Genomic DNA, 25,730 nt, shown 5'->3' with positions numbered 1-25,730 from the left:
GAACGGGCAGGGATGCTGCGAACGCGGCCGGCTATGGTTGCCAGCCGCCTCCGAGCGCCTTGAACACGGCGACCTGGTCGAGCGAGACCTGCTGCGTCGACTCGGCCAGCGCCGAATCGACCGCGACGAGGCTGCGCTGCGCGTCGAGCACGCCGAGGAAATCGAGTGCGCCGGCCTCGTAGTTCAGCTCGGCGAGGCGATAGGCGCGCGCATGCTCGGCGCGCGCGGTTTCGAGCGCGGCGCGGCGGCGCCATGCGGCGCCGTAGCGAGCCAGCGCCTGCTCGGTTTCCTTCAGCGCGCGCAGCACCTGCGCATCGAACTGGGCACGGGCGAGCGTGTCGTCGGCGCGGGCCTGCGCGAGCCGCGCGCGGCTCGCCGCCATGTTCGGAAAGCGCCACGTGATCAGCGGGCCGACGCCCCAGGCGATCGCGTACTTGTCGCCGAGCGTCGACGGATCGCCGCCGGTCGACAGCCAGTTGACCGAGCCGCCGAGCGAAATCGACGGATACAGTTCGGCCGTCGCCACGCCGATTCGCGCATTCGCGGCGGCCAGCTGACGCTCGCTTTCACGCAGGTCGGGACGGCGGCGCAGCAGCGACGCGCCATCGCCGACCGGGAATGGCCGGGCGAGCACCGGCGCGGTACGGCAATGCGCGACGGCGTCGGGCAACGCGCCGGGCGCACGCCCGGTCAGCACCGCGAGTTCGTACAGCGCGGCGCGGCGCGAGCCGACGAGCGCGGGCAGATCGGCGCGCGTGTCGTCGGCGAACGCGCGCGACCGCGCCACTTCGAGATCGGACACGAGCCCGTGCGTGCGCTGCTTCGCCGTCAGCGCGGCCAGCCGGTCCGCGATCCCGACCGACTGCTGGGCCACGTCGATCCGCTCGCCATACGCGCACACTTGCGCATACGCGGCCGTCGTCTCGGCGGCCACCACCACGCGCATCGCATCGGACGCGGCCTGCACCGCGTCCGCATCCGCGCGCGCGGCATCGACCAGATGACGCACGCGGCCCCACAGATCGACTTCCCACGACAGCGAAAACGACGGCGCGAAGCCCCAGCGCGTATGCGCATCGGTGTCCTTGGCCGCCGCGACGATCTGGTCGGGCGCGTGCTTGCCGTAATCGACGCCGAACCCGGCCGTCGTATCGGGCAGCCGCGCAGCGCCGGCCTCGTCGAACACGGCACGCGCGCGTTCGACCCGCGCCACGGCCGCCGCGAGATCGCGGTTCTGCGCGAGCGCATCGCGCACGAGGCCGTCGAGCACGGGATCGTCATAGAGGCGCCACCAGCGTTCCGGCGGTTCGCCGGCGGCCGCGGCCGGCACGTCGGCCACCGCGTCGAATGGCCCGGTGCGCGCCGCGTCGGACACGGGCGGCCGGTACGGCTCGCCGACCGAACACGCGGCCAGCGCGGCCGATGCCAGCAGCACGGCCGCACAGGTGGCGCGCCGCACGCGCGGCAAGCATGTCTCGACGGCGGGAGAAACGGGCGAAGCGGACGGAATGGACGGAACGTGCATCGGGTGGCAAGGAGGTCGAACAAACGATGGGCTTATGGTAATTTCGACCTGAGCGGTCGATCTCGCGCGTAAAGCGCATTCGTCGTCGAGAAAAGGACAAATCGGATCAATTGGAAAATTTCTTCATCGCACTCGAACGCCAGGCGCGTGACAAGCAGATCGCCGTCGTCGCCTCCGACTCGCCGGCGGGCATGGCGTACCCGCCGCATTCGCACCGCCAGGGCCAGCTGATCCACGCGATTTCCGGCGTGATGATCGTGCACGCGGACGCGGGTAGCTGGGTCGTACCGACGGGCCGCGCGGTATGGGTGCCGGGCGGCACGCAGCACGAGATCCGCTCGGCCGGCGACGTGCAGATGCGTACCGTGTTCGTCGGCCCGGAAGTGCGGCCGAGCCTGCCGACCGAATGCCGCGTGATCGAAGTCGGCACGCTGCTGCGCGAATTGATCGTGACGGCCTGCGACCTGCCCGCCGACTACGACCTGTCGCACCGCGCGGGCCGCGTGCTCGCACTGATCCTCGACGAGATCGAGATCGCGCCGTCGCTGTCGCTGCACGTGCCGATGCCGCGCCATCCCGCGCTCGTCGCGCTGTGCACGCGGCTCATCAACGACCCGTCGTCGGTCGTCACGCTGCAGGCGTGGGCGCGCGACGCACACATGAACGAGCGCACGCTCGCCCGTGCATTCAAACGCGAGACGGGCATGACGCACGGCGCGTGGTGCCGCCACGCGCGGCTGCTGCTGAGCCTGCCGCGCCTCGCCGCCGGCACGCCGATCCTCGAACTCGCGCTCGAACACGGCTACGACAGCCCCAGCGCGTTCGCGGCGATGTTCCGCAAGGCGCTCGGCGTCGCGCCGAGCGAATACTTCCGACGACGCTGACCCGTCCGTCGATTGTCCGTTTTGCGACGATCGATCGCTGATGCGCGCGCGCGGCGTGCCGCGGCCGTCGCTACAGTAGCGACATTGCCACCTGGCCAGCCGGAGGTTTCGTTATCCCGATGGATCTGATTCAAAGCATGCAGGCGTTCGTCACGCTCGCGGACGCGGGCACCTTCACCGAGACCGGCAAACGGCTCGGCATCACGACCGCACACGTCAGCCGGCTCGTCGCGTCGCTCGAGCAGCGTCTCGGCATCCGGTTGCTGAACCGCACGACGCGTTCGATGTGCCTGACCGAAGCGGGCGAGCGCTATCTGGCGCGCGCCCGCGACATCACGCTGGCCGTCGATGCGAGCGAGCGGGAGGCGCGCGACGCGCGCGTGCATCCGCACGGCCGGCTGCGCGTGCATTGCAGCGCCAGCATCGCGAACCATTTCGTGATTCCGCTGATCGGGCAATTCCAGGCGCGCTACCCGGACGTCAGCGTCGACCTGACGCTCGCGCCGCACTTGCCGAAACTGGTGCGCGACAGCTACGACGTCGCGCTGATCGCGATGCCGAGCCTGCCGAGTTCCGAACAGGTCGCAATCGACGTCGGCCGCATCCGCAGCGTGCTGTGCGCATCGCCCGCGTATCTCGATGCACACGGCACGCCCGATTCGCCCGGCGCGCTGGTTCACCATCGTTGCGTACAACTGGTCGCGCCCGCGTATCACGAGCGCATCTGGACGCTGTGGAATGGCGCGGAAGCACAGACGGTGGACGTCGATCCGTCGATGACGGCCGACGTCGCCGCGTCGCTCGCGATCGCGGTGCGCGAAGGCGCGGGGATCGGCTTGCTGCCGGACTTCGTCGCCGCGGCAGACTTGCGCTCGGGCGCGCTGGTACGTGTGCTGCCCCACTACCAGGCGGAAGAAATCGGCGTGTTCCTGGTGTACGCGTCACGTCAGCATCTCGATGCGAAGACGCGCGCGTGGGTCGACTTCATGAAGGCCGCGCTGCGCGATGCATTCGCACAGATGCACGACGACGCGTGCGCACCACCGGCCAGGAAAAAAAACCACGCGCCGGGCAAGGCCGGCGCGTGGGCCGGCGCCGCCGCGTAGCGGCACGGCGCCGACGGGCGATGCACGGTTACTGCGGCTTGAACAGCGCGCGCAGGTTCGTCATCGCCATGTCGAGGAAGCCGGTGACGAACGCGTCGAATTCCGGCTGGCGCGCGGCGCCGCCGTGCGACGGTTCGCCGGCGATGTCCCACGTCACCGTGCAGGCCTGGTCGCCGCGCGGCTCGACGCGCATCAGCGCCCACAGATTGCCGATGTCGAACGACGTATGGATCAGGCTCCACGTCATCACCATCGCTTCGTCGTCGTGGCTGTTGAGCTGTTCGACGACGACGTTGCCGTCCGCGAAATGCTTGATGCGCAGCGAGCGCACGCCTTCGCCGATCATGTCGGTATGGTCGAGCCCCGTGATGAAGCGCGAGAAGCCGGCGAAATCGCCGACCACGCGCCACGCGTCACGCGCCGGCACGTCGAGATCGGCCGAGCCGGACAGGATCGGCGTTTGCGGCGCGTAGACGAGCGTGGACGGACGGGGTTGCGTTGCAGTACGTTGCAGCATGATGCCTCCTTGATGAATGATGCGATGACAGCGATTGATCAAACGGGGTACGTCTTCACCACGCGGGTTCGGGTTCGGCGTCGCGGCGGGCGTCGTTCGCGCGCCGCGACGGCTCGGCCGGCGGCGGCATGAAGCCGCATTCGGCGAGATAGCCGAAATGCGCATCGAGCAGCGCGTCGTCCTTGTCCGGATACGTGACGCCGAGCCGACGCAGCGTCGCCTCGGTGCGCGCGTGGTCGATGACGGCCATGTCGCCGATATCGTCCTGCCGGTCGTCGAGATAGAACGCGACGACGTCGAACAGCGCATTCGATTCGTCGATCGACAACAGCCGTTCGCGCCAGACCTCGGGCGCCTCGAAACGCAGCGGATAGCCCCGCCGCACGAGTGCGCGCAGGTAGCCGGCCCAGTCGAGCGGGCGCGGGTTGTGCAGATGGAACACGCGCTCGGTGCGCGCACCGTCGAGCGTGCACGCGACGATCGCCCGCGCCAGGTAGTCGACCGGACTCAGGTCGAACAGCCCGCCCTCGGTCGCGAGCGGCGCGCAGCCGAGCTGAACCGCGCCCTTGAGCAGCAGCAGGATCCGGTTGCGTCCCGGCTGGCACAGCCCCGTGCGCGAATGGCCCGTGATGTTGCCGGGCCGCAGGATCGTCGTGTCGATCCCGCGCGCAGCCGCTTCGGCAACGAGATGCTCGGACACCCATTTCGTCAGGTTGTAGCCGTTGTTGACGAAGGCAGGGCCGGCCTCCGACGGGGCCGCCTCGATCAGGCGGCCCGTCGGGCCCGTCGCGCTCGCCGCGGATAGCGTCGATACGAAATGCAGCGCCTTGCGGCGACCGCTGCAGCACAGGCGGAGCAGCTCGAGCGTCGAGCCGACGTTCTCCGCGTGCAGGTACGGGTAGTCGTACACGTGGTTCACGTGTGCGCCGTTATGATGAATCGCGCCGACCTCGGCCGCGAGCGTCTGCCACACCGCGTCCGACAAGCCGAGACGCGGCGCGCCGAGATCGCCGCGCAGCACGCGCACGCGCGGATGCCCGCACAGATGGCCGAGCCCGTTGACGAACGCCGCTTCGTCGAGCCGCCTGCGCGCGCTCGCGTCGTCGTCGCCGCGCACGATGCAGTAGACGATCTGATTCGTATGACTGATCAGTTCGCTGAGGATGAAGCTGCCCAGGAAGCCGTTCGCACCGGTCAACAACACCGCGCCGGGGCCGTTGCCCGCCGGCTGGTCGGCCGGCAGTCGCACGTCGTCGGGCAGGCGGCGATCGTCGTGCACGCGCGCCGGCACGTTCGCACCGCGCTCGCCCGACTCGTCGGTTAGCAGCGCCGCGAGCGCGGCGATCGTCGGCCGCTCCATGAAACGCGCGAGCGCCGCGTTGCCGCCCAACTCGCGCTTCACCGCAAGCATCAGCCGCGACACCAGCAGCGAATGGCCGCCCAGTTCGAAGAACGACGCATCGCGGCCGATCTCGTCCGGCGCGAGTTCGAGCAGCGTCGCCCACATCGCGGCGAGACGAAGCTCCAGCGCGCCACGCGGTGCATCGCGCGTGTCGTTCCCCGCACGCGACACCGGCAGGCGCGCGAGCGCGGCGCGATCGATCTTGCCGTTCGGCGTCGCGGGCAGCACGTCGAGCGCCGTGATGTCGTACGGCACCATGTAGTCGGGCAGCGCGGCGGCCAGCATGGCGCGCAGCGCGTCAGGCGTCGCCGCCGCGTCGACCGGCTTCGCGGCGAACAGCCGGATGCGCTTGCGCTCGTCGGGCACCACCACGCATTGGCGGTACAGCCCCGCCGCCAACGCGGCCGTCTCGATTTCGCCCGGTTCGACGCGAAAACCGCGAATCTTCAGTTGCGCGTCGCGGCGGCCCACGTAGCGCAGCGTACCGTCCGGCTCCCAACTCGCGATGTCGCCGGTCCGGTACATCGTCGCGCCCGGCGTGCCGTACGGATCAGCGACGAAACGCTCGGCGCTCAGGTCGGGCCGGCCGAGATAGCCGAGCCCGACGCCCGCGCCGGCGATGCACAGCTCGCCTTCCTCGCCGGTGAGCGTCGGACGGCCGTCGGCCGCGAGCACATGGCAGCGCGCGTTCGCGATCGGCCGGCCGATGCGCCGGTTGCTGTCGCCGGCGCGCAGTTCGCCCGTCGTCGCGAGCACCGTGCATTCGGTCGGGCCGTAGATGTTGTGCAGCCGCCGGTTCGCGCTCCAGCGCGCGATCGTGTCGGGATCGCACACGTCGCCACCAGTGACGAGATGCGCGAGCGCGGGCCAGTCGCAATCCGGCAGCGCCGCGAGCAGCGCGGGCGGCAGGAACGCGTGCGTGATGCGCGCGTCCGCGACGAGCGCCGCAAGCGCGTCGAGTTCGCGGCGCTGCGCTTCGCTCGGCGCGACCAGCGTCGCACCGGCGAGCCAGGTCGGGAACATGTCGAGCAGCGACGCATCGAACGCGATCGTCGAGAACTGCAGCACGCGCGACGACGCATCGAGCGACACGTGCGCGCGATACCAGTGGCAGAAATGCACGATGTTCCGGTGCGACAGCATCACGCCCTTCGGCACGCCGGTCGAACCCGACGTGTAGATCGCGACCGCGCAGCGCGCATCGCGATCGGGATCGCTTTCGAGCGGCCACGCGCCGGCCTGCGTATCGCGCGCACCATCCGCTTGCGTGTGGGTGCCGCAGTCGATCACGTCGAGGTCGAACCCGTCGAGCAGCGCCGGCTCGACCGCGCGGTCGACGACGAGCGCTTGCGCACCGGACTCGCGCAGGATCGTGCGGGCACGCTCGGGCGGAAACGCCGGATCGAGCGGCACGCAGGTCGCGCCGGCGCCCAGCACGCCGACGATCGCCGGATACAGCGCGACGCCCTTGTCGAGCCGCACCGCAACCACACGCGGCGCGACGGGCCGAGCGGCAATGCGCGCGGCGACCTGGCGGGCACGCGTGACCAGCTCGCGATAGGTCAACCGGCCGTCGGCCGCGACGAGCGCGCAGGCATCCGGCGCACCGGCCGCCGCACGCGATACGAGTTCGGGCAGCGACGGTTCGCACGGCCATTCGGCCATCGTATCGTTCGACGCGTGCCAGCCGGCCAGCCGTTCGAGATCGAGCACGATGTCGGCCGGCCCGGGCGGTGTCGCGCGCGGCGCGTCGTTCGGATCGCTCAGCTCGCGGGCGATCCCGCTCGCGACTTCGTGCATCAGATCGACCGCGCACGCGGCGATCTCGTCCGCGAGATCGGCACCGTTGAGCGCCACGCCGAACGCGAGCGTCGCGTCGGCCAGCTCGCGCGTGTCGCCCGGTGCCGCGTCCGTGAGCCACGCGACACGTACCTCGCGCGGCGGAAAGGCATCGGCGACGATCTCGCACCGCAGCGGCCGAGCGTGCGCGCAGTGTACGGCCGGGTCCGGCGCGCCGCAGACGATCGACCACTCGGCCGCGTTGCGCAACGTGTCGGGTGCCGGCGCCGGCAACAGCAACGCGTCGGCCGCGTCGCGTAGCGGGCCGTCGCGTCCGTCGGCGATGCAGACGGTATGGCCGGTCGCCTCGAGTTCAGCCGCCAGCCGTGCAGCGAGACGGGTCTGGCCGCCGATCGCAATGATGATCGCTTTCATCGACGTGACTCACAGGTAGTCGGACAAGGCCGCGCGGGTCGGCGCGTGATCGAGCAGGCCGCTCATCCGGAAGAACTGCCGGATGTTGACGATCATCGGATGCTGGCTCGTGATCGGATACGCGCCGACCATGTCGTCCGCGATCCGCGCGCGCTCGGCGGCCGGCAGATCGAGCGCATCGATCAGGCGGCGATCGAACTGCAGTTGGAGGTCGGCGCTCAGGTATTCGCGCAGGAAGCACGGCAGCCCTTCGCCGAGCGCGAGCCGCGCGAGTTCGTCGATCTCCGACCAGTACAGCTTCACGAGATTGATCCAGAACGCCGAGTGACGGCCTTCGTCCGCGAGGTGATCGGCCATCACGCCCTTCACAGAGCGCTTCAGCGTCGCGTCGCGCGAGAACGCCGCGACTTCCGCCGTGACCGTATTCTCCGAGATTGCGACGCACAGCAGCTCCATGCCGTCGCGATACTGCGCACCGACCCGCTCGACCGCGCGCGGAATCGCACGCGACAGCTCGATCTCGCTGTTCGGCGGCAGCGGCGCGATGCCGGTGGCTTCCTCGACCTGCCGCAGATAGTCCATCGCGACGTACGCGTGGTAGTCCTCGTCGATTACGACGGTCATCGCATCCTGCCGGCACGCGAACGGAAACGGGTGCGCGAACCGGCCGCGCGCGATTCGCAACGCGGTGGCGTTGACGATCTCCGTCTCGAAGATGATCACGTCCTGAATGTACTTGTAGAAGCTCTGCAGCAGGACGAAGTCGCGCACCGCGTCGCCCGCGTCGACGATCGCCGGGTGCGCGCACAGCGGCTGGCGTTCGAGCGGGTAATAGCGCAGTTCGTCGTCCTCGACGATCCGCCGCGGGCGCGATCGCACGGTCGCGCGCGCCTCCCAGCGATCGACGTGACTCACGTATGTGACGGCGGTCGTCATCGCGTGTCCTCCGGGGAACCGTAGTAATGGATTTCGAGCAGCAGGCAGCCCGCGTCGCTGCGAAACGGGCCATGCGGCGTGCCGGCCGGACGCACGAAGTAGCTGCCTTCCCGATACGTCGCGCGAGACTCGCGCGTCACGACGTCGACCAGGCTCTGGTCGCCGTCGATCAGGTGCACTTCCTCGTGGTAGTCGTGCAGGAACGGCACGCGCGTGCCCGCGCCGGGATCGAACCGCACGATCCGGGTCCGGATGCCGCGCTTCGCGTGCTCGTCCAGCGTATCGACGAGCACAACCTGGTCGATGCCGTCGTCGAACGCCGCCGGGTGCTCCCAGTCGAGCGCCGCGAAATCGACGATGCGCTCGGACAGCCCGCGCGCGTTCATGCCGGCACCACGTTGCGGGTGCGGCCGAGATGCGCGAGCAGCCCGTCCCACAGACGCATCCGCTCGTCGATCGCGTCGAGCCCGGCCTGCAGCGCTTCCTCGAGCTTCGCCGCGTCGCCGTCCGCCGCTTCGCGGATCATCGCGCGCGCCGCCGGCCCATGCTCGCCCGAATCCACTTCGATATGGCGGTCGAGGTAATACACGAGCAGCGGAATCGACGAGCGCTCGATCTTCCATTCGTCGAGCAGCGTGCGGAACATGTCGGGAATCACGTTCTCGCGGCCGTAGAAGAAGTTGCCGAGCACCTGGTGCGTCGCGCCCGACGTGCACGCGGCCATCGTCGCCTCGACGAAGCGGATCACCGGCTCCGGCGCATCGACGGCCTTCAGCGCGGCCGACACCGAGAAGCCCGAGCGCACCAGCGACACCATTTCCTCGATGCGTGACGTCGACGCGCCGACATCGCGCATCGCGTGCAGGTACAGGTCGTAGTGGCTCATGTGGCCGTTCGGCGTTTCGTCCGATTCCTCGCCGAGCACGATCTCGTTGATCAGGCGCGACGCATTCGCGTTGCGCGGCGCGACCCACGGCACCGCGACGGTCGTCAGATCCTGTTGCAGCCGCTTCACGAGCGACATGAAATCCCACACGGCAAATACGTGCCATTCCATGAACACGCGCAGCTCGTCGATGGTACGGATCGATCCGAACACCGGATGATGCGCGAGCCGCTCGTGCTGCTCGCCGATTTTTCGCTCCAGCCCTTCCAGTTGATTCACGGGACTCTCCTAGTAATGTCCGCTCGCGCCAGCCCACTGCGCCGGCTTCCGGCGCCGGAAACCGTTTCCGGCGAATTGCCTGCATGCCGTTTTCGGCTTGCTCAGCAATTTCAGGCGTCGATGCTAAATAAGCTGATAATTTGCCGCCTATTGAAAACGGACATTCTCATATTCTTTCCGGACCAGACTACTCACCTATCCACAAAAGCCTTTACCAGCAAGGCTTTGAAGAATTACCAGCAGAACGCACGGAATTGACAGCCGCAAATCGGGCTGTCTAGGATAAGAATTGCGATTCATCAAAAATGAAATGCACGATGCGAATATGTATTTTTTATTAAACAAATACGCATTTAATTCATCCACCGGAATCAGCTTTCCAGGAGAAACGACGTGACCGATTCGACGCTTCAATTGCCGCTGTCCGCGCCGCAGCGGGATTTCTGGGAGGCCGCGCTCGCGTATCCCGTCCCGTCGACGCATATCTACGCAGCCGAGTATTTCGAAATTCGCGGCGCACTCGACACCAGCGCATTCGAACGCGCGCTGCGGCAGGTGATTCGCGAGGCGCAGACGCTGCACACGACGCGCATCGTGCTGGATGGCGGCACGCCCGTACGCGTGCTCGACGCCGCGCTCGCCGACCACTGGACGCTCGAACACATCGACCTCGCCGGCACGAAAGACGCACACGCCATCGCGCTCGCCGGCATGCGCGCGCACTGCACGGGCGCGATCGAGCTGGCGCGCGGGCCGTTCTTCCGCCATACGCTGTACCGCATCGCGCCGGATCACTACTACTGGTATCACGGCTACGCGCACATCCTGGTCGACGGCTATTCGGGGAGCCTGATTGCCACGCGCGCCGCCGAGCTGTACAACGCATTCGCATCGGGCGTCAAGGTGCCGCCCACGCGCTTCGCGTCGCTCGCGGAGCTTCAACAGGACGAAGACGCGTACCGCGCGTCCGAACAGTTCGCGCACGATCGCCGCTACTGGCTCGAGCGCTTCGCGGATCAGCCGCGCACGGTCACGCTCGCCGGCCCCGCACGCTTTCCCGAGCGCGACGACGGGCCCGACCTGCGCGAGACGCGCGTCGCCACCGCAACCGAAAGCGCGCGCATCGAGGCGGTCGCCAGGGGTCTCTTCACGTCGACGGTGCCGCGCCTCGTCACCGCGCTGACCGCCGCGTACCTGTACCTGAACACCGGCGCGCACGACATCGTGCTGTCGGTCGCCGCGATGGCGCGCACGTCGGCGCGCGAGCGCCGCACGCCGGCGCAGTGCGCGAACATGCTGCCGCTGCGCCTGCACGTCGAGCCGGGCCACACGCTCGACGATCTATGCCGCCAGGCGAACCGCGAAATGATCGCGCTGCGCCAGCACCAGCGATACCGGATGGGCGACCTGCACCGCGAGCTGACGTCGCTCGACAACGGCCAGGGCGTGTTCGGCCCCGAGATCAACATCATGGCGTTCGACTACGACCTGCGGTTCGGCGATTGCGTGACGACGTCGCACAACCTGTCCGTCGGCACGACCGACGACCTGATGGTGAACCTGACCGACCGACGCAACGGCGAGCCGCTGCGCTTCGACTTCGACGCGAGCCCGCAGTACTACAGCCGCGACGCGCTGAACGCCCACGTCGGTCAGTTCCTGACTTTCATGCGTGTCGCGCTCGACGAACCCTTCGCGACGCTCGGCGCGCTCGAAAGCCGGCTCGACTTCCAACCGGCGGCGCTCGCCGGCTGAGCGTCACCTGCGTCACCGTATTGCCTCGTCCAACCTAATCACTACGGAGTCCTGTCATGTCCTATTCGGAATCGCGCTTCTGGCATCCCCGGCAACATCCGCTCGCCGCGTCGCGCCAGCCGATCCGCATCACGCGCGGCGAAGGCTGCTATCTGTACGACGACACCGGCCGGCCGTATCTCGACGCGGTCGCGTCGCTGTTCAACGTGTACGTCGGCCACGGCCGGCGGGAAATCAAGGAAGCGATCGTCCGGCAGCTCGACGAGCTCGAATATCACCCGGTGTTCGCCGGATTCAGCCATCCGCGCGCGGAAGAGCTGTCGGCGCGGCTGGTCGGCATGCTGCAGCCCGAAGACATGAGTCGCGTGATCTTCGGCTCCGGCGGCTCGGACGCCGTCGAGGCCGCGCTGATGATCGCGCGGCAGTACTGGAAGGTGTCCGGGCAGCCCGAGCGCACCAAGTTCATCGCGCTGCGCCAGGCTTATCACGGCTCGCACTTCGGCGGCAGCTCCGTCACCGGCAATACCGTCTACCGGCGCAACTACGAGCCGACGCTCGCCGGCTGCTTCCACGTCGAGACGCCGTGGATCTATCGCAACCCGTTCACGCACGATCCAGAAGAACTCGGCCGCCTGTGCGCGTCGCTCGTCGAGCGCGAGATCCTGTTCCAGGGGCCCGATACCGTGGCAGCCTTCATCGCCGAACCGGTGCAGGCGACCGGCGGCATCATCGTGCCGCCTGCGAACTACTGGCCGCTGGTGCGCGAAGTATGCGACCGCCATGGCGTGCTGCTGATCGCCGACGAGGTGGTGACGGGCTTCGGCCGGACCGGCGCGGCATTCGGCAGTCGCGGCTGGGGCGTCGCGCCCGACATCATGTGCCTGGCGAAGGGCCTGTCGTCGGGGTATTTGCCGCTCGGCGTGACCGTCGTCAACCGCCGCATCGAGAACGCGTTCGTGTCCAATCCGGGCGGCATCGGCACGCTGATGCACGGCTACACCTATTCGGGTCACCCGATCGTCTGCGCAGCCGCGCTCGCGAACCTGCAGATCATCGTCGACGAGGATCTCGCCGGCAACGCGGCGCGCGAAGGCGCGTACCTGCTGGAACGGCTGCAGCCGCTCGTCGACCGCTATCCGGTGGTCGGCGACGTGCGCGGCAAGGGCCTGCTGGTCGGCATCGACCTCGTGAAGGACAAGGTCACGCGCGAATCGATCGATCCGTCGGACGGCTATGCGGCCGCACTAGCCGACGCGGCGCGCGATGCCGGCGTGCTGATCCGCTCGCTCGGCAACCGGCTCGCGATCGCGCCGCCGCTCGTGATCGGTCGCGAGGACGTCGACCGGATCGTTCATGCGGTCGAGCATGCGTTCGAAGCGGTGCCACGCTGGACCGCACGCTGAACGCAGCGCGGTGGCAGCGGTGGCAGTGGGGGTCAGCGCGCCGCCGCTTCCGCCGCCGCGAGGTACTGGCTCGGCGTGACGCCGAACGCGCGCTTGAAGGTGGCCGCATAGGTGGTCGGGCTACGATAGCCGACCTGGTGCGCGGCCTGCGTGACGGGCATGCCGCTCGCGAGCAGCGCGAGCGACATCGACAGCCGCAGTTGCTGGCGCCACGCGGCCACGCTCATGCCGGTCTCGCTGCGAAACAGGCGCGCCAGATGGCGCGCGCTCAGCGCGGCGTCGCGTGCGAGCGTGTCGAGCGGCAATTCGCAGTGCGGCTCGCGCTGCAGCCGCTCGCACAGCTTCAGCAGGCGCCGGTCGCGCGGCAGCGGTAACGTGAGCGGCGTCTGCGCGAGTTCGCGCAGCTCGTCGGCGAACAGGCGTGCGAGCGGGTCGTGCTCGATGCTGCAATCGAACGGATGGGACACCCGCGTGGCGAGCTCGCGCAGCAGCGGCGATACGGTCATCGCGCACAGCGTGGCCGGCAGCCGCGCGCTGAGCGCGTCGCCGAGGTAGAGCGAGCAGAACTGGACGTCGTCGGCCACGTGCATCGCATGGACGGTGCGCGCCGGAATCCAGATCGCGCGCAGCGGCGGGGTGATCCAGCGCTGGCCTTCGACGTCGAGTACTAATACGCCGCGCGTCGTAAACAATAGTTGCCCGGCCTGATGCGCATGCGGTGCATACTCGTGAGCAAGCGCGCGGGCGGGGGCCGACGCGCGGGGCGGTTCGATCGCGCGGATCCCGCCGAAGGCGAACGCGCGCGCGCCGGCGCGCGCGAGGAGAGGCACGTCTTGAACGCTGGTCATGGTCGATCGTCCTGATACGAAACCGGAGGGGTACCGCAACACGTGAAACGACGGGGGACAGGTGCCCGCACAAGCGGGCCCGTCGTGCGAACAGCCGCCATTAAACCGGCGTCGGCTTCGCCTCAAAACTGTCCTTTTGAACAGGATACGCGCGGGCCGCAATGCACGGCCCGCCCACACCGACGAGGATCACCGATGGACCTGACAATACTGCACGACTGTTTCGACGCACTACAGCGCGCGCCCACCGCGGAAGCCGCGTTCCCGCCGATTGCCGCCGCCGCGGCCGCGCTCGGATTCCGGTATTGCGTGTACGGCTTGCGCCGCACGCTGCCGCTCGCCCGGCCCGACATACAGATCGTCGGCAATCATCCACGCGAATGGGAACACCGTTATGTGAAATTCGGCTACGTCGCCATCGATCCGATCATCAAGCGGGTCGCGAGCCAGCCGCGGCCGGTCGTATGGAATGCGTTCGACGAACCGGGCGACACCGCGTTCTGGCACGACGCGGCGTGCTTCGGGATGCGTTACGGCTGGTCGCACGGCGGCTACGATCGGACCGGCAACCTCGGCGTGCTGACGCTCGTGCGCGACACGACACCGCTCGATGCGGACGAGATCTCGCGGCTGCGCGCACCCTGTGCAAGCCTCTCGCATGCGGCGCACGCGTACCTGATGCCGCGCCTCGCCGATCCGATCGCGCCGGTCGGCACCGGGCTGACGCTGCGCGAGCGCGAGGTGCTGGCGTGGACGGCCGACGGCAAGACGGCCTACGAAATCGGGATGATCTTCGGGATCGCGGAGCGAACGGTGAAGTTCCATCTGCAGAACGCCGTCGTGAAGCTCGACGCGATGAACAAAACGCATGCGGCCACCAAGGCTGCGATGCTCGGGCTGTTGCCCTGACGGCGCACGCGCGCGTGCCGTGACCTGAAAAAGAAACCCGGGCCGGCCCTGCCGCCCGGGTTTCGACCCGCTTATGCGACGGCCTGCACCGCCGGCTGTCCGGCAAAGAAGGTTGCCTGTGCAACCTCATCCGCGCGGGCATACGCGCGGTTCACGCCGCTGATCACCGCGCGAATCGACGCAGTCGTCAGGTTCGCATCGACGCCGGCGCCGAACGCGCTGCCGCGCACGCCCGTGCCGGCCAGCTCGGCGATCGCGATCGCCTTCGCATCGGCGCCCTGCGACAGCGCGCGCTCCTCGTAATGCTGGATCCGCAGCGGCGTGTGCAGCGCGTGCATCAGCGCGTCGAGCGGGCCGTTGCCTTCCCCGCGCAGCACGCGGCGCTCGCCATGCACGTCGGCGGTCAGCACGATCGTCTCGCGGCCGTCGCGCTCGGTCAGCTCGTGGCTGACATAGCGCAGCGGCGTGTCGCTTTCGACGTACTCCTGCTGGAACAGCGCCCAGATCTGCGCGCTCGTCACCTCGTGACCGCTCTCGTCGGTCAGGCGCTGCACGGCCGCGCTGAAATCGACCTGCATGCGGCGCGGCAGCACGACGCCGTAGCCCTGTTCGAGCAGGTACGCGATACCGCCCTTGCCCGACTGGCTGTTCACGCGAATGATCGAATCGTACGTGCGGCCGAGGTCGTTCGGATCGATCGGCAGGTACGGAACTTCCCATACGGTATCCGTGCGCTGGACCGCGAAGCCCTTCTTGATTGCGTCCTGGTGCGAACCGGAGAACGCGGTGAACACGAGGTCGCCGACATACGGATGGCGCGGGTGGACCGGCAACTGCGTGCATTCCTCGGACGTGCGCGCGACTTCGTTGATCTGCGAGAAATCGAGGCCCGGATCGACGCCCTGCGTGTACAGGTTCAGCGCGAGCGTCACGAGGTCGACGTTACCCGTGCGTTCGCCGTTGGCGAACAGGCAGCCCTCGATCCGGTCGGCGCCGGCCATCACCGCGAGCTCGGCCGCCGCGACCGCGGTCCCGCGGTCGTTGTGCGGGTGGACGGACAGGATCAGCGAATCGCGGCGCGCGAGATTGCGGTGCATCCACTCGATCTGGTCCGCATAGTAATTCGGCGTGCCGATTTCCACCGTGGCCGGCAGGTTCACGATCGACTTGCGCTCGGGTGTCGGCTGCCATACGTCGAACACCGCGTCGCAGACTTCCTTCGCGAAATCGAGTTCGGTCGCGGTAAAGGTTTCCGGGCTGTACTGCAGCGTGAATTGCGTGTCGGTCGCCGCATCGGCGCACCGCTTGATCGTGCGCGCCGCGTTCACCGCCAGTTGCTTCACGCCGTCGCGATCGAGGTTGAACACGATCTTGCGGAATTCCGGCGCGGTCGCGTTGTACAGGTGCACGATCGCGCGCTTCGCGCCGCGCAGCGATGCGAAGGTGCGCTCGATCAGGTCGTCGCGCGCCTGCGTGAGCACCTCGATCGTCACGTCGTCGGGAATGTGGCCGCCTTCGATCAGTTCGCGCACGAAGTTGAAATCGGTTTCGGACGCGGACGGGAACGCGACCTCGATCTCCTTGAAGCCGATCGCCACCAGCGTCTTGAACATCCGCATCTTGCGCGTGGCGTCCATCGGCTCGAACAGCGCCTGGTTGCCGTCGCGCAGGTCGGTGCTCATCCAGATCGGCGCCTGCGTGATCGTGCGCGACGGCCACGTGCGGTCGGGCAGGTTGACGGGCGTGAACGGTCGGTATTTGGTCGCGGGGTTCTTCAGCATCATGATGTCGGTCCTCGGTCTGTTTGTCGGTGAAGCGCGGCGCGACGGCCATCGGCGTGATGAGCCGGATATCTGCGCAGCGGTAAAAACGGCAAAAAAGCGGCACAACGGCAAAGCGGTACGGCAAACGACGGCCTTGGCGGTTGAGCGACCGGGACGGAGCGGAGTGGTGACGGAAGAAAAGACGAACTCGGGCGCCGGTCGACAACCGGGGCCAGGTCGGTGATGCGAGGAAAATCTAGCGCTTCAGGAAAGAAGCAGATGGAAAGCGCGCAGCCGCAGACCCAGCCCGGAGAAGCGGGCTAGTAGTCGTAGCGAGAAAAGGAACTGGGCGGCGTGCATGACCGGCATCAAATCACAGGGTGGCCGCGGCTGTCAACCGGGTGCGCATTTATTCCGCGTCGCCCGCTGAACGCGCGTTTGCGCAGAATCAGCCCCGTCCGATAGGCGGCGGCTTCCCACGTCGATATGCTTCACGGGTGCGGCGCCGGTGAGGTCCTATTCATGTTCGGAGTGAGTCGGTCCACCCTCTTCGCCGGTCGCCGCATACCCCTCCCCTGCAATCGGGCTTCGGTGCAGGCGTTCGACGGTGGCCGGTGGGCGCGGCCACGGCAGAGATGCTGATGTTGAAACGAAACGCTGCCATATGCGAACGCCGAGCGCTTGCTCCGAAGTCCGATTGCCCCGCCTCTCCCGCCCGCCTTGCGCTTGCGCATCGTTCAGGAAAGCGATACACCCATCGATATAATTCATCGAATATATCGAAATGGATGTCGTTAATTACACTCCATTAAATCGGCTAACGCTGTTTTTCGGTTTACTGAACAATAATCATTCTCGACTGAATATTTTTTTATTTATTTTTCGCCATGCTTTGTATGTCGCGTTTCAAACGGCAAACGTTTGCGCGACAAGGCCCCTGGCCTTATCCAACACTCCAAAGGAGAAAAGCATGGCCGACTCTCAAACGTCATCCAACCGCGCCGGCGAGTTTTCGATTCCGCCGAATACCGATTTCCGCGCGATTTTCTTCGCGAATGCAGCCGAGCAACAACACATCAAATTGTTCATCGGCGACAGCCAGGAACCCGCCGCGTACCACAAGCTGACGACGCGCGACGGCCCGCGCGAAGCCACGCTGAATTCCGGCAACGGCAAGATTCGTTTCGAAGTGTCGGTGAACGGCAAGAAGTCGGCGACCGATGCACGCCTCGCGCCGATCAACGGCAAGAAGTCGGACGGCTCGCCGTTCACGGTCAACTTCGGGATCGTCGTGTCGGAAGACGGCCACGATAGCGACTACAACGACGGGATCGTCGTGCTCCAGTGGCCGATCGGCTGACCTGACACGCGATCGACGACCGAGCGCAGGCGGCCGCGCCGCCTGCGCTGGCCGACGGTTTGCGCCGAGTACGGCGGCGCCCCGCCCGTCCCTCCTTCCGGAGATACCCATGCCCTTCCTTTCGGTTTCGATCGTCAGCGCACCCGTCGTGACGTCGGCGACTTACGTCGACATTCCGGGCCTGTACATCGACATCGCGAAGGCCGAGATTCGCGACGGGAGACTGCCGACGACGATTACAACGACGGCACCGTGTTCCTGAACCGGCTGCGCGGATGAGCACGGTCGTCGCGAAACATCGCAATGGCGACGGGGCCAGCCACCCATTGCGGATCGTTCGAGCGGTTCCACGCTTTGCTTCGCGCGGCCCGATGAAAACCGATCACCGGCCGCGCGATGCGAAACCATCCATCAAGACGAGGACGACATGTCACAACCCTTTACCCACGACGACCTGTACGCACTGCTGCAACTCGCGGGCAACGACGCCACTGCCGTGCAGACCAACGGCGATCAGGCCGTGCTCGACCGGATGCGGCAGTTCATGACCGCGCAGCTCGTCGAGAAATTGCCGCAATACGACGTGTTCGTCGATATCGCGACGATCCCGTACAGCTTCGACGTCGGCAGTTGGCAGAACAAGGTGAAAACCGATGCGGCGGGCGAGGTCGTTGCCTGCACGGTGACGTGGGCCGGCGCGCCGGGCGTGTTGCCCGGTGCGGCGGCGAAGTTCGGCGTCGGCGCGGTGGTCAATTACTTCTCGAAAGCGACGCCGCAACCCGTACCGCCGACGCCCGTGCCGAGCGGCGGCGGCGAACGCGACGGCGTCTTCAACCTGCCGCCGAACATCGTCTTCGGCGTGACCGCGCTGGTCAATTCGTCCGCACCGCAGACGATCGAGGTCTTCGTCGACGACAACCCGACACCGGCCGCGACGTTCCAGGGCGCCGGCACGCAGGACGCGAACCTGAACACGCAGATCGTGAACTCCGGCAAGGGGAAGGTGCGGGTGGTCGTGACGGCGAACGGCAAGCCGTCGAAGATCGGCTCGCGTCAGGTCGACATCTTCAAGAAGACCTACTTCGGGCTGGTCGGATCCGAAGATGGCGGCGACGGCGATTACAACGACGGCATCGCGATCCTAAACTGGCCGCTGGGTTGACGACGCGGCCGCCCGACTAGTGTCGCCACGCCGCCCGGCGTGGCGATCGATCCTCCTCGCGCCCTCGCCATCCACGGGCCCAAGCCCCCGACGTGGTCGGTCCCGCTGATCGTCCGAGACGGCATCTGATCGCCAGCAAGCTCGTCGACAGGACCGAGTTGCTTGGTGCACTGCCGACGACGGCGCGAGAGTTTGGTTGAGGCTTCGTTCTGCCCCGTCCGCCATCGGTCTTCACGGGAAGGCAATGGAACCGCCGGACTCATTCGATCGAATCGGAATCCGGGACGACTGCGCCATGTCGTTTTTCTAGTGCGCTGCATCGGCCGGTTCGATCCGCCATACAGGTTGGACATACAGATCGCGAGACTATATTCTTTCCCGAAGTCGCGCCGGCACGACGATCACTCCAGTCGAACATGACCGTTCCATTCAAATCACCAGGAAAATAGATGTTCAACGGAGCATTATTCATTTTCGAAATACTCGTCGTCGCTTTAATTATTATCGCGTCGATCATCGAGGCCATTCAGCACGATGGCCTACGCAAATGGTACTGGATGACCTGCGCATTTATGTCACTCGCTGGGACGATAGGTACTGCTTACATCCTGATGTTCCCGTTGAAATCTGCCGGCAACATGGGAAATTCTGCATCGACAGCGCATCTGGCGATAATTTCAATATCATTCACCTGCATCGGAACGCTTCTTTCCCTGCTTGGCATGATTCATTCATCAATCGGACGACTAACAAAGAAGTCGTGAAATAGACTCGGCCGGCAGATAGTTCGTATCGCTGGACGACCGCCGTCGGAGCCGCCATTCGACGCGCCCCGACGACGATCAAACGACGGGTTGCCTGGCCGCGCTGCCGCCTACCTCGCGCCATGCCGGAGAAAACGCCGTCCCGATCAATCCACGTATGAACCAGGCGACCGTGCCACGGCCAATCGCCGCCGATCGACGCGCCTCGTCGTCACCACGCCCACCGCACCCCTGCATTACCGGTGATCGTGCGCTGGTGCTCGCCGCCAAGGTTCGTCAGGTAGCTGACCGTCGCATACACGCTGCCGCGCTTCGTCAGCTGCGCGACGAGCCCAGCGCCGATCTGGCCGGCCGTCTGCCCGACCTGCGTGCCGATCGTCGTCGCGCCGCCGAACGTCGTCTTGTCGTCGGCACCGAACGAGCGCAGCACGTTCACGCGCAGATACGGCTTCCAGCTCACGCCGCGCGCATCGAACGCGTATTGCAGCCGCGCGCCGATCCGGCCGAGGAACGTGTTGCCGTTGTTCCACGTGACGTCCGACACGCCATCGTTGAATCGAGCCAACGACAGCCATTGCCACAGCAACTGCGCCTGCGGCTCCAGCGTCAGCCCATAGCCGAGCGAGATCGGCACGCCCGCTTCGACCGAACCGGTGACCGCGTTGCCGTCCGTCGAACCACTCACATTGTTGCTCGAATGCGTGCGTACGGTCAGCACGCTCCCCATCACCACTGCGTCCGTATACCAGCCACCCGGGCCAATGTGTGTCCAGTATCCGCCGAGGTTGTACGCATTCACCTGCAGCGAACCCACGCCCAGATCCGGCTGCGCGAGCGCAAAGCCGTTCACGTCCCCAATCGCGCGCGAGAATCCGAGGAAGAAGCCGTAGTGGTTACGGTGTCCGCTCGGCCGGTTGTCCGCATAGAGATCCTGCCCGACCTGCATCCCCCATACCGTTCCGTCATAGGACGGCGTCACATCGCCATTCTGCTTGATGTTGCTGTAGCCGCCCCATACACGTGACCACGACACGGGCACCGAGCCGTTTTCGGCCAGCAGTCCCTGTTCGCCCTGGCGATCATGGAAGGTATCGATCTGCAGCAATCCAAGCTGCCGCGCGACAGCCGGCACTTCCGAGTACAGCGGGACTTCGGGACGGTAAACAGGTTCCGGCTTGGCGTCGGGCGCCGCGTTCTTGACAGCCTCGACGATCGATTCCGGCGTACCGTCGGCAATACTGAATGGCGGTTGCTGCGTTGGCTGATCCGGCCGCGGAGGAACCGTGCTGCGCAGATACCAGTCCTCCCCCGTCAAGGCGGTAACCCCGCCTTTCACCAGATAATAGGAGTAAGCGCCAGCGCTGACCGTACCGCCCGCCAACGTAAACGCGTTACCCGTATTTGCAAAGTTCACGGCGTAAACCAACCGAATACCGTCGGACTTGGTCAGCGCACCGGCACCACCGACGTTCGTTACGTTCAGTGTCGTCTTGCCGCTTGCCGTCGCCGCTGCCGGCACACCACCGATCATCAACGTGTCCGATGGCGCACCGTCGCCGGCAAGCGTCGTATTCATGTTGACCGCTCCATTCTGCCCGACATAATTGCCCGACACGGCCAATCCGTTACCGACAACGCGCCCACGGAGCTCAACAACTCCCGCATTCGTCAGGGTTCCGAATATCTGGAAGTCTCCCGGCAAACCGCTGGCCAGACTAGGCAGCGCATTCGCGACTGAAATCGTGCCATTGTTCGTCACGTTACCCGTCACACTGCCATACCCGCCAAGCGTCGCACCGGGCGCGATGGTCAAGGGGCCACCGCCCCGCAGTCCCGCCGCCGCATCGAGATCACCGACAATGAGCGTGCCGGCAGCCACGTTCGTTCCGCCCGAATAAGTGCTGTGTACGCCATTCAATGTCAGCGTGCCGTCTCCCAGCTTGGTGAGTCCGCCCGAACCCGTGATGTCCTGCATGATCGTCGTGTTGAACCCCTGCGTATCGATCGCGCCGTTGTTCGAAGTGGTCGAGATCGCGCGGCTCGACGCGAGATTGAACGCGCTGCCGAACTGCAGCGTGCCGCCGTTGAAAGTCAGTCTTCCCGATGAAGCGCCGAGCGCGTTGTCCGCCGCAACCGACAGCGTGCCTTGCGTGATCGTCGTGCCGCCGGAATACGTATTGCCGCCCGCCGCGGACGGCGCGAGCGTCAACGTGCCCGCGCCGGTTTTCTCCACCGCACCCGACCCGCCAATCGTACCCGTGTACGTGCCGGCGCCGTCCTGCTGGAAGCGCACGAGCCCGTTGTCGGTGACGGACAGCGGCAGGTTCGACGCATTCGCCTGCAGCGTCGCGCCCGCGTCGACGGTCGCAACGACCGACGCCGTCGTCGTGCCGAGCGTGCCCGTGAGGTTCAGCGTGCCGCTCTGCACCAGCGCGGTCGAGAACGTGCCGGTGCCGGCCCACGTCCAGTCGGTGCCGGCCATCGTCAGGCTCTGGAAATTCGTGAACGCATTCGACGCGGTGCCGGTGCCCTGCAACGTCACGGTGTTGGCGCCCGCGCCGCCGTTGGCCGTGCCGACGATCTGCGAGCCGGTCTGCAGGATCAGCGTCACGTTGCCGTTGCCGCCCTGGATCGCGGTGCCGCCGCCGCCCTGGATCAGCCCCGCGTTGGTGATCGTCGTCGCGCCGTTGGTCGAGCGCACGCCGATGCCGTTGTTGCTGATGATCCGGCCGCCGGCCTGGTTCGTGATCGTTGCGGTAAACGAGCTGCCGAGCGTGTTCGATACGACGGCGTCGACGCTGCCGCCGCTGGTCGCGGTGCCGGTGGTCTGGATCGTGCCGCTGTTGACGAGCGTGTCGTTGTTGCCCTGCATGTAGACGGCCGGCGCATCGCGGCCGTTCGACGTCAGCGTGCCGCTGTTGGTGATCGTACCGTTGCCACCGAGCAGCGACGCGGCGCGCGCGTTGTTGCCGGATGTCATCACGGTACCCGTGTTGACGATCTGGTTGCCCGATGCGCCGGGATTGCTTTGCCCCCACGCGGCCGTCATCCCGTACGCGTTGTTGCCGGTGGTCGTGATCGTGCCGTTGTTGACGAGCGTGTTGTTGTTGCCGTTCGCGGCCATCCCGTCGTTGTAGGTGCCCGACGTCGAAATCACGCCGGTCGCCGCATTGGCGAGCGTATTGCCGTTGTTCACGCCGAGCAGCACCGCGCCGCGGTTCGCGACGCCCGTGCCGTTGCCGGACATCGACAGGTTGCCGTTGTTGGTGATCGCGCTCGACGAGTCGACCGAAAACGGCGTCGGCGTGGACGTGAGCACATAGCTGCCCGTCACGGTCGAATCGAGGTTGACCGTCACGTTGGTGCTGCCGGTCGTGGCCACGACCGACGGCGCATTCGAGCCGGTACACGTCACCGTCGCGCCGCTGCCCGGCGCGGTGGCGGAGCACGCCGCATGCGCGCCGACCGGCACCGCGCCGGTGAGAATCGCCATTCCACCCAAACCCAGGTTCCGCGCCTTTCTTTTCATTTTTCCGCTCGCATTTATTGGTGACGTTATTGCTGCAAATCGGTGCGTGAAACGGGTTATATCACCTATCTCGAAATAATCGCAAGCTCCCGTGGCGTGATATCGGGAATCACGTTGCCATTCATTGCGGAACGGGAAATAACGAAAAGGGTCGCGTTGCTGCGTTGCGGAAAATACTGCGCGACGGGGCTCACGGAAGCAAACGGAAGCGAAGCGGTTTAATTTTCCGGTTGTTATGAAATCCCTGAAAGCCGTGATGACGAAATTCGGGCGAATCGGAAAATATGACGCGATGCCGCAATCGCCGGACCATGCAAAACAACATGAATAATTCGGTCATGTTGCTTTGCACGAAGCAAGGCCGCCCGCTTTCGGACGACTAACTGGCCGGAGGTGTTGTCGATGCCCTCGACGACCTCGCCGGAAGATATTTCGGATAGCTGGACGACCGCCGTCGGAGCCGACATTCGACGCGCTCCGACGACGATCAAACGATGGACCGCTCAGCCGCGCTGCCGCCCACCTCGTGCCATGCTGGAGAAAACGCCGTCCCGGTAAATCCACGCGTGAACCAAAGCGGCCGACAGATGGGCCAGCACGACGACGAACAGCAGCCGCGCCAACAGGCCATGCGCATCGCGCAGCCATGCAAAGAGCGTCGGACTGGCCGGTACGATCGCGGGCAGGTTGACGCCCTCGAACAGCACGATCGGGAAGCCGCCCGCCGACAACAATGCCCAGCCGATCAGCGGCAATGCCAGCATCAGCGCATACAGTGCCCAGTGCGACGCTTTCGCTGCGAGTACCTGCCAATACGGCAAGCTCTCCGGCAGTGCCGGCGGACGGCTGCGCAGACGGTTCGCGACGCGCAGCAGCGCCAGTACGAGGATCGCGATACCCAGCGGCCGATGCAGGTCGATCAACCAGATCCGATGATGCAACGACGTCATCATCCCGGCGCCGATGAACAGCATGGCCAGGATCATCGCGGCCATCAGCCAGTGCAGACCGCGCGCCAGCGCGTTGAAGTGGCGCGGTGCGCCGCCGTTCGTGATCTTGCGCGGTTTCATTTGACCTCCTGCTTGCCGACGGCCTCGGTCGCCTTGCCGTAGCCGATTTCCCGCTCGCGGCGATTGAACGAATGCGCGTATGCCCCCGAACGCGCGTTCAGGATCGGATCGTTCGACACCTCGACGCCCGCGGGCACGATCGACGGATCGAAGTTGATGTCGCGGCACGCGCCCTCGGCCTGTTCAACGACGCGCGTCATTTCCAACGTGCCGGCGACGAGCTGCTTGCGATCGGCCGGCCACGGCTGCGACGCGTCGTCGACCGGATCGCCCGGCTGCGCCAGTTGCAGCACGTAGTCCCAATAGAGCGGCTTCCGGGCGAGGCGCTCGCGCACGCCTTCGAACAGGAAATCGTGGTCGGCCCTCTGCCGCTGTGCGTCGCTCATCGGCATGAACGGATCATGCGGACGCATCATCCAGCGCACCGGCTGCCGGTGACCGTCGGCGGCCACGAGATAGAAGGCGTTGACGCTGTAGAACGTCGCACCCGCGAAACTGCCCGGGGCCGGCTCCCGCGCCGCCCATTTCATGAACTTCTCCGCCTCGGGGTACGCTTTCAGGAACGCGGACACCCGCGCCGGGTCTGGCTGGCCCGTGGCCGGGTCAGGCGCGGTCGCCTGCTGCATGGCCAGAAAGCCCTCCGGTTCGTGTGTCGCGAAGTACGGCTGGTTGTTCATCGCCATGCGCCATTGCTGCTTGTCGTCGGTCGTCAGCAGCAGCGCCATGCTCAGCGTCGTCGTGGAACTGTCCGCCGCGTACGGGCTGCCGGTGCCGATCGACAGCCGCCCGACGACCGGAATGTCCGCCTGCCTGAAGACGCGCGCAGTCGACAACGATGCCGCCGCAGGGTCGGGACGGAAGGTGCCGGCGAAGCAGACGCCCTTGCCGTGCGCACGGCGAAAGCCGGGCGGAAACGGCTGCGGGGTTTCCGACACCAGCGATACGCTGGTCGTGCGCGAGCCGATCCAGCCGGCCGTCCACGCAAGGGCCGAGGTCAGTGCGCCCGCAACGGCGGCGATCGCCGCCAGCGCCCCCCACGTGCGTTTCGACGTGAAATCCAGTTTTGACATAGATGGTTTTTCATCCCGTTGTGTCGTCGTGCGTGCCGCGCCGGGTTTCGCGGAGCGCGGACGTCGATGCATGAAGCGCGTGGCCGCGCTCACGGGCGCCATCGGGCGCCCACGATCGAGTCGATTGAGGTATGGACGTGTAGCGACGATCCGCTGCGGAAATCGCTACACGCGATGCATACGAAAATCTTAGCGACGGGGTAAAAGCGAGACCATCGGACCGGGCTGAAATTGCCGACCGCGTGTAGGACCAGTCCGGCGGAAGCGCGCGGTGCCGTCCCGCGCGCTCGAGTGCGACACGGACGAAACCGTGCGTATCGGCCCCATCCGCATGTAGCGATATTGGCC

General features: G+C 66.5%; 21 protein-coding genes. 9 read left to right on the top strand and 12 right to left on the bottom strand.

What is annotated here, in order from left to right:
- Positions 1-31: 31 nt before the first annotated feature.
- Entirely contained in the window at positions 32-1,459 is a 1,428-nt protein-coding gene (locus WS61_RS22970) for an efflux transporter outer membrane subunit (RefSeq protein ID WP_257127341.1), read from the bottom strand.
- A 176-nt stretch (positions 1,460-1,635) separates the two neighbouring features.
- Here WS61_RS22970 and WS61_RS22965 point away from each other — a divergent pair, with 176 nt between their 5' ends.
- The gene (locus WS61_RS22965) at positions 1,636-2,409 is read left to right on the top strand and encodes a helix-turn-helix domain-containing protein (RefSeq protein ID WP_041489435.1); all 774 of its coding nucleotides are present in this window, start codon (positions 1,636-1,638) and stop codon (positions 2,407-2,409) included.
- A 119-nt stretch (positions 2,410-2,528) separates the two neighbouring features.
- Complete coding sequence (locus tag WS61_RS22960) at positions 2,529-3,515, top strand: LysR family transcriptional regulator (RefSeq protein WP_059503766.1); 987 nt, start codon at positions 2,529-2,531, stop codon at positions 3,513-3,515.
- Positions 3,516-3,543: 28 nt separating this feature from the next.
- On the opposite strand, the gene WS61_RS22955 is transcribed toward WS61_RS22960, so the two are convergent.
- The 5 genes from WS61_RS22955 to WS61_RS22935 are packed head-to-tail and all read right to left on the bottom strand — an operon-like array spanning position 3,544 to position 9,749.
- Positions 3,544-4,032, bottom strand: coding sequence for an SRPBCC family protein (locus WS61_RS22955; RefSeq protein WP_006479988.1), 489 nt, complete (start codon positions 4,030-4,032; stop codon positions 3,544-3,546).
- 55 nt (positions 4,033-4,087) lie between these two features.
- Positions 4,088-7,648, bottom strand: a complete 3,561-nt coding sequence (locus WS61_RS22950) for an amino acid adenylation domain-containing protein (RefSeq protein ID WP_059503765.1) — start codon at positions 7,646-7,648, stop codon at positions 4,088-4,090.
- 9 nt (positions 7,649-7,657) lie between these two features.
- The gene (locus WS61_RS22945; RefSeq protein ID WP_059503764.1) at positions 7,658-8,584 is read right to left on the bottom strand and encodes a diiron oxygenase; all 927 of its coding nucleotides are present in this window, start codon (positions 8,582-8,584) and stop codon (positions 7,658-7,660) included.
- Positions 8,581-8,970, bottom strand: a complete 390-nt coding sequence (locus tag WS61_RS22940; RefSeq protein WP_059503763.1) for a cupin — start codon at positions 8,968-8,970, stop codon at positions 8,581-8,583. Before WS61_RS22940 ends, WS61_RS22945 begins: the two co-directional genes overlap by 4 nt.
- Positions 8,967-9,749, bottom strand: a complete 783-nt coding sequence (locus tag WS61_RS22935; RefSeq protein WP_059503761.1) for a DUF3050 domain-containing protein — start codon at positions 9,747-9,749, stop codon at positions 8,967-8,969. Before WS61_RS22935 ends, WS61_RS22940 begins: the two co-directional genes overlap by 4 nt.
- Positions 9,750-10,142: 393 nt before the next feature.
- Here WS61_RS22935 and WS61_RS22930 point away from each other — a divergent pair, with 393 nt between their 5' ends.
- Both WS61_RS22930 and WS61_RS22925 read left to right on the top strand, forming a co-directional pair.
- A complete protein-coding gene (locus WS61_RS22930) occupies positions 10,143-11,504 on the top strand; it encodes a condensation domain-containing protein (RefSeq protein ID WP_059503758.1) in 1,362 nt (453 codons plus the stop codon).
- Between the two features lie 56 nt (positions 11,505-11,560).
- Complete coding sequence (locus tag WS61_RS22925) at positions 11,561-12,907, top strand: aspartate aminotransferase family protein (RefSeq protein WP_059503725.1); 1,347 nt, start codon at positions 11,561-11,563, stop codon at positions 12,905-12,907.
- A 32-nt stretch (positions 12,908-12,939) separates the two neighbouring features.
- Here the strand turns inward: WS61_RS22925 and WS61_RS22920 are convergent, their stop codons facing one another.
- Positions 12,940-13,755, bottom strand: a complete 816-nt coding sequence (locus WS61_RS22920) for a helix-turn-helix transcriptional regulator (protein ID WP_059503723.1) — start codon at positions 13,753-13,755, stop codon at positions 12,940-12,942.
- 195 nt (positions 13,756-13,950) lie between these two features.
- Between WS61_RS22920 and WS61_RS22915 the strand changes: the two genes are divergently transcribed.
- A complete protein-coding gene (locus WS61_RS22915; protein WP_059503720.1) occupies positions 13,951-14,664 on the top strand; it encodes an autoinducer binding domain-containing protein in 714 nt (237 codons plus the stop codon).
- 71 nt (positions 14,665-14,735) lie between these two features.
- Here the strand turns inward: WS61_RS22915 and leuA are convergent, their stop codons facing one another.
- Positions 14,736-16,445, bottom strand: a complete 1,710-nt coding sequence (gene leuA / locus WS61_RS22910; protein ID WP_179949699.1) for a 2-isopropylmalate synthase — start codon at positions 16,443-16,445, stop codon at positions 14,736-14,738.
- A gap of 952 nt (positions 16,446-17,397) precedes the next feature.
- On the opposite strand from leuA, the gene WS61_RS22905 reads away from it, so the two are divergent.
- From WS61_RS22905 to WS61_RS35000, 4 genes are all read left to right on the top strand, one after another.
- Positions 17,398-17,787 (top strand): fucose-binding lectin II, encoded by a 390-nt coding sequence (locus WS61_RS22905; protein WP_050017095.1) that lies wholly within the window; start codon positions 17,398-17,400, stop codon positions 17,785-17,787.
- A 109-nt stretch (positions 17,788-17,896) separates the two neighbouring features.
- On the top strand, positions 17,897-18,049 hold the full coding sequence (locus WS61_RS34040) for a hypothetical protein (protein WP_257127333.1): 153 nt from the start codon (positions 17,897-17,899) through the stop codon (positions 18,047-18,049).
- Positions 18,050-18,214: 165 nt separating this feature from the next.
- Entirely contained in the window at positions 18,215-18,949 is a 735-nt protein-coding gene (locus WS61_RS22900) for a fucose-binding lectin II (RefSeq protein ID WP_059503717.1), read from the top strand.
- 449 nt (positions 18,950-19,398) lie between these two features.
- Positions 19,399-19,713 (top strand): hypothetical protein, encoded by a 315-nt coding sequence (locus tag WS61_RS35000; RefSeq protein ID WP_157692771.1) that lies wholly within the window; start codon positions 19,399-19,401, stop codon positions 19,711-19,713.
- A 211-nt stretch (positions 19,714-19,924) separates the two neighbouring features.
- Here the strand turns inward: WS61_RS35000 and WS61_RS22895 are convergent, their stop codons facing one another.
- From WS61_RS22895 to WS61_RS22885, 4 genes are all read right to left on the bottom strand, one after another.
- Complete coding sequence (locus WS61_RS22895; RefSeq protein WP_059503715.1) at positions 19,925-23,206, bottom strand: autotransporter outer membrane beta-barrel domain-containing protein; 3,282 nt, start codon at positions 23,204-23,206, stop codon at positions 19,925-19,927.
- 269 nt (positions 23,207-23,475) lie between these two features.
- The gene (locus WS61_RS34995) at positions 23,476-23,709 is read right to left on the bottom strand and encodes a hypothetical protein (protein WP_157692770.1); all 234 of its coding nucleotides are present in this window, start codon (positions 23,707-23,709) and stop codon (positions 23,476-23,478) included.
- 36 nt (positions 23,710-23,745) lie between these two features.
- On the bottom strand, positions 23,746-24,312 hold the full coding sequence (locus WS61_RS22890) for a cytochrome b (protein WP_059503713.1): 567 nt from the start codon (positions 24,310-24,312) through the stop codon (positions 23,746-23,748).
- Positions 24,309-25,382, bottom strand: a complete 1,074-nt coding sequence (locus WS61_RS22885; RefSeq protein ID WP_059503711.1) for a catalase family peroxidase — start codon at positions 25,380-25,382, stop codon at positions 24,309-24,311. Before WS61_RS22885 ends, WS61_RS22890 begins: the two co-directional genes overlap by 4 nt.
- Positions 25,383-25,730: the final 348 nt, after the last annotated feature.

The sequence above is a fragment of the Burkholderia sp. ABCPW 11 genome (assembly GCF_001523445.1).
Taxonomy (GTDB): domain Bacteria; phylum Pseudomonadota; class Gammaproteobacteria; order Burkholderiales; family Burkholderiaceae; genus Burkholderia.
Note: the sequence above shows the minus strand (reverse complement) of the source record. Positions and strands in the feature narration are given on the sequence as shown.

Excerpts from the sequence above, each read along its gene's own strand:
- WS61_RS34040 (WP_257127333.1), top strand. The coding sequence starts at position 17,897 with ATGCCCTTCCTTTCGGTTTCGATCGTCAGCGCACCCGTCGTGACGTCG.
- WS61_RS22925 (WP_059503725.1), top strand. The coding sequence starts at position 11,561 with ATGTCCTATTCGGAATCGCGCTTCTGGCATCCCCGGCAACATCCGCTC.
- WS61_RS34995 (WP_157692770.1), bottom strand. The coding sequence starts at position 23,709 with ATGTCGGCTCCGACGGCGGTCGTCCAGCTATCCGAAATATCTTCCGGC.
- WS61_RS22955 (WP_006479988.1), bottom strand. The coding sequence starts at position 4,032 with ATGCTGCAACGTACTGCAACGCAACCCCGTCCGTCCACGCTCGTCTAC.
- WS61_RS22920 (WP_059503723.1), bottom strand. The coding sequence starts at position 13,755 with ATGACCAGCGTTCAAGACGTGCCTCTCCTCGCGCGCGCCGGCGCGCGC.
- WS61_RS22945 (WP_059503764.1), bottom strand. The coding sequence starts at position 8,584 with ATGACGACCGCCGTCACATACGTGAGTCACGTCGATCGCTGGGAGGCG.
- WS61_RS22885 (WP_059503711.1), bottom strand. The coding sequence starts at position 25,382 with ATGTCAAAACTGGATTTCACGTCGAAACGCACGTGGGGGGCGCTGGCG.
- WS61_RS22950 (WP_059503765.1), bottom strand. The coding sequence starts at position 7,648 with ATGAAAGCGATCATCATTGCGATCGGCGGCCAGACCCGTCTCGCTGCA.
- WS61_RS22960 (WP_059503766.1), top strand. The coding sequence starts at position 2,529 with ATGGATCTGATTCAAAGCATGCAGGCGTTCGTCACGCTCGCGGACGCG.
- WS61_RS22940 (WP_059503763.1), bottom strand. The coding sequence starts at position 8,970 with ATGAACGCGCGCGGGCTGTCCGAGCGCATCGTCGATTTCGCGGCGCTC.
- WS61_RS22905 (WP_050017095.1), top strand. The coding sequence starts at position 17,398 with ATGGCCGACTCTCAAACGTCATCCAACCGCGCCGGCGAGTTTTCGATT.
- WS61_RS22900 (WP_059503717.1), top strand. The coding sequence starts at position 18,215 with ATGTCACAACCCTTTACCCACGACGACCTGTACGCACTGCTGCAACTC.
- WS61_RS22890 (WP_059503713.1), bottom strand. The coding sequence starts at position 24,312 with ATGAAACCGCGCAAGATCACGAACGGCGGCGCACCGCGCCACTTCAAC.
- WS61_RS22915 (WP_059503720.1), top strand. The coding sequence starts at position 13,951 with ATGGACCTGACAATACTGCACGACTGTTTCGACGCACTACAGCGCGCG.
- leuA (WP_179949699.1), bottom strand. The coding sequence starts at position 16,445 with ATGCTGAAGAACCCCGCGACCAAATACCGACCGTTCACGCCCGTCAAC.
- WS61_RS35000 (WP_157692771.1), top strand. The coding sequence starts at position 19,399 with ATGTTCAACGGAGCATTATTCATTTTCGAAATACTCGTCGTCGCTTTA.
- WS61_RS22895 (WP_059503715.1), bottom strand. The coding sequence starts at position 23,206 with ATGGCGATTCTCACCGGCGCGGTGCCGGTCGGCGCGCATGCGGCGTGC.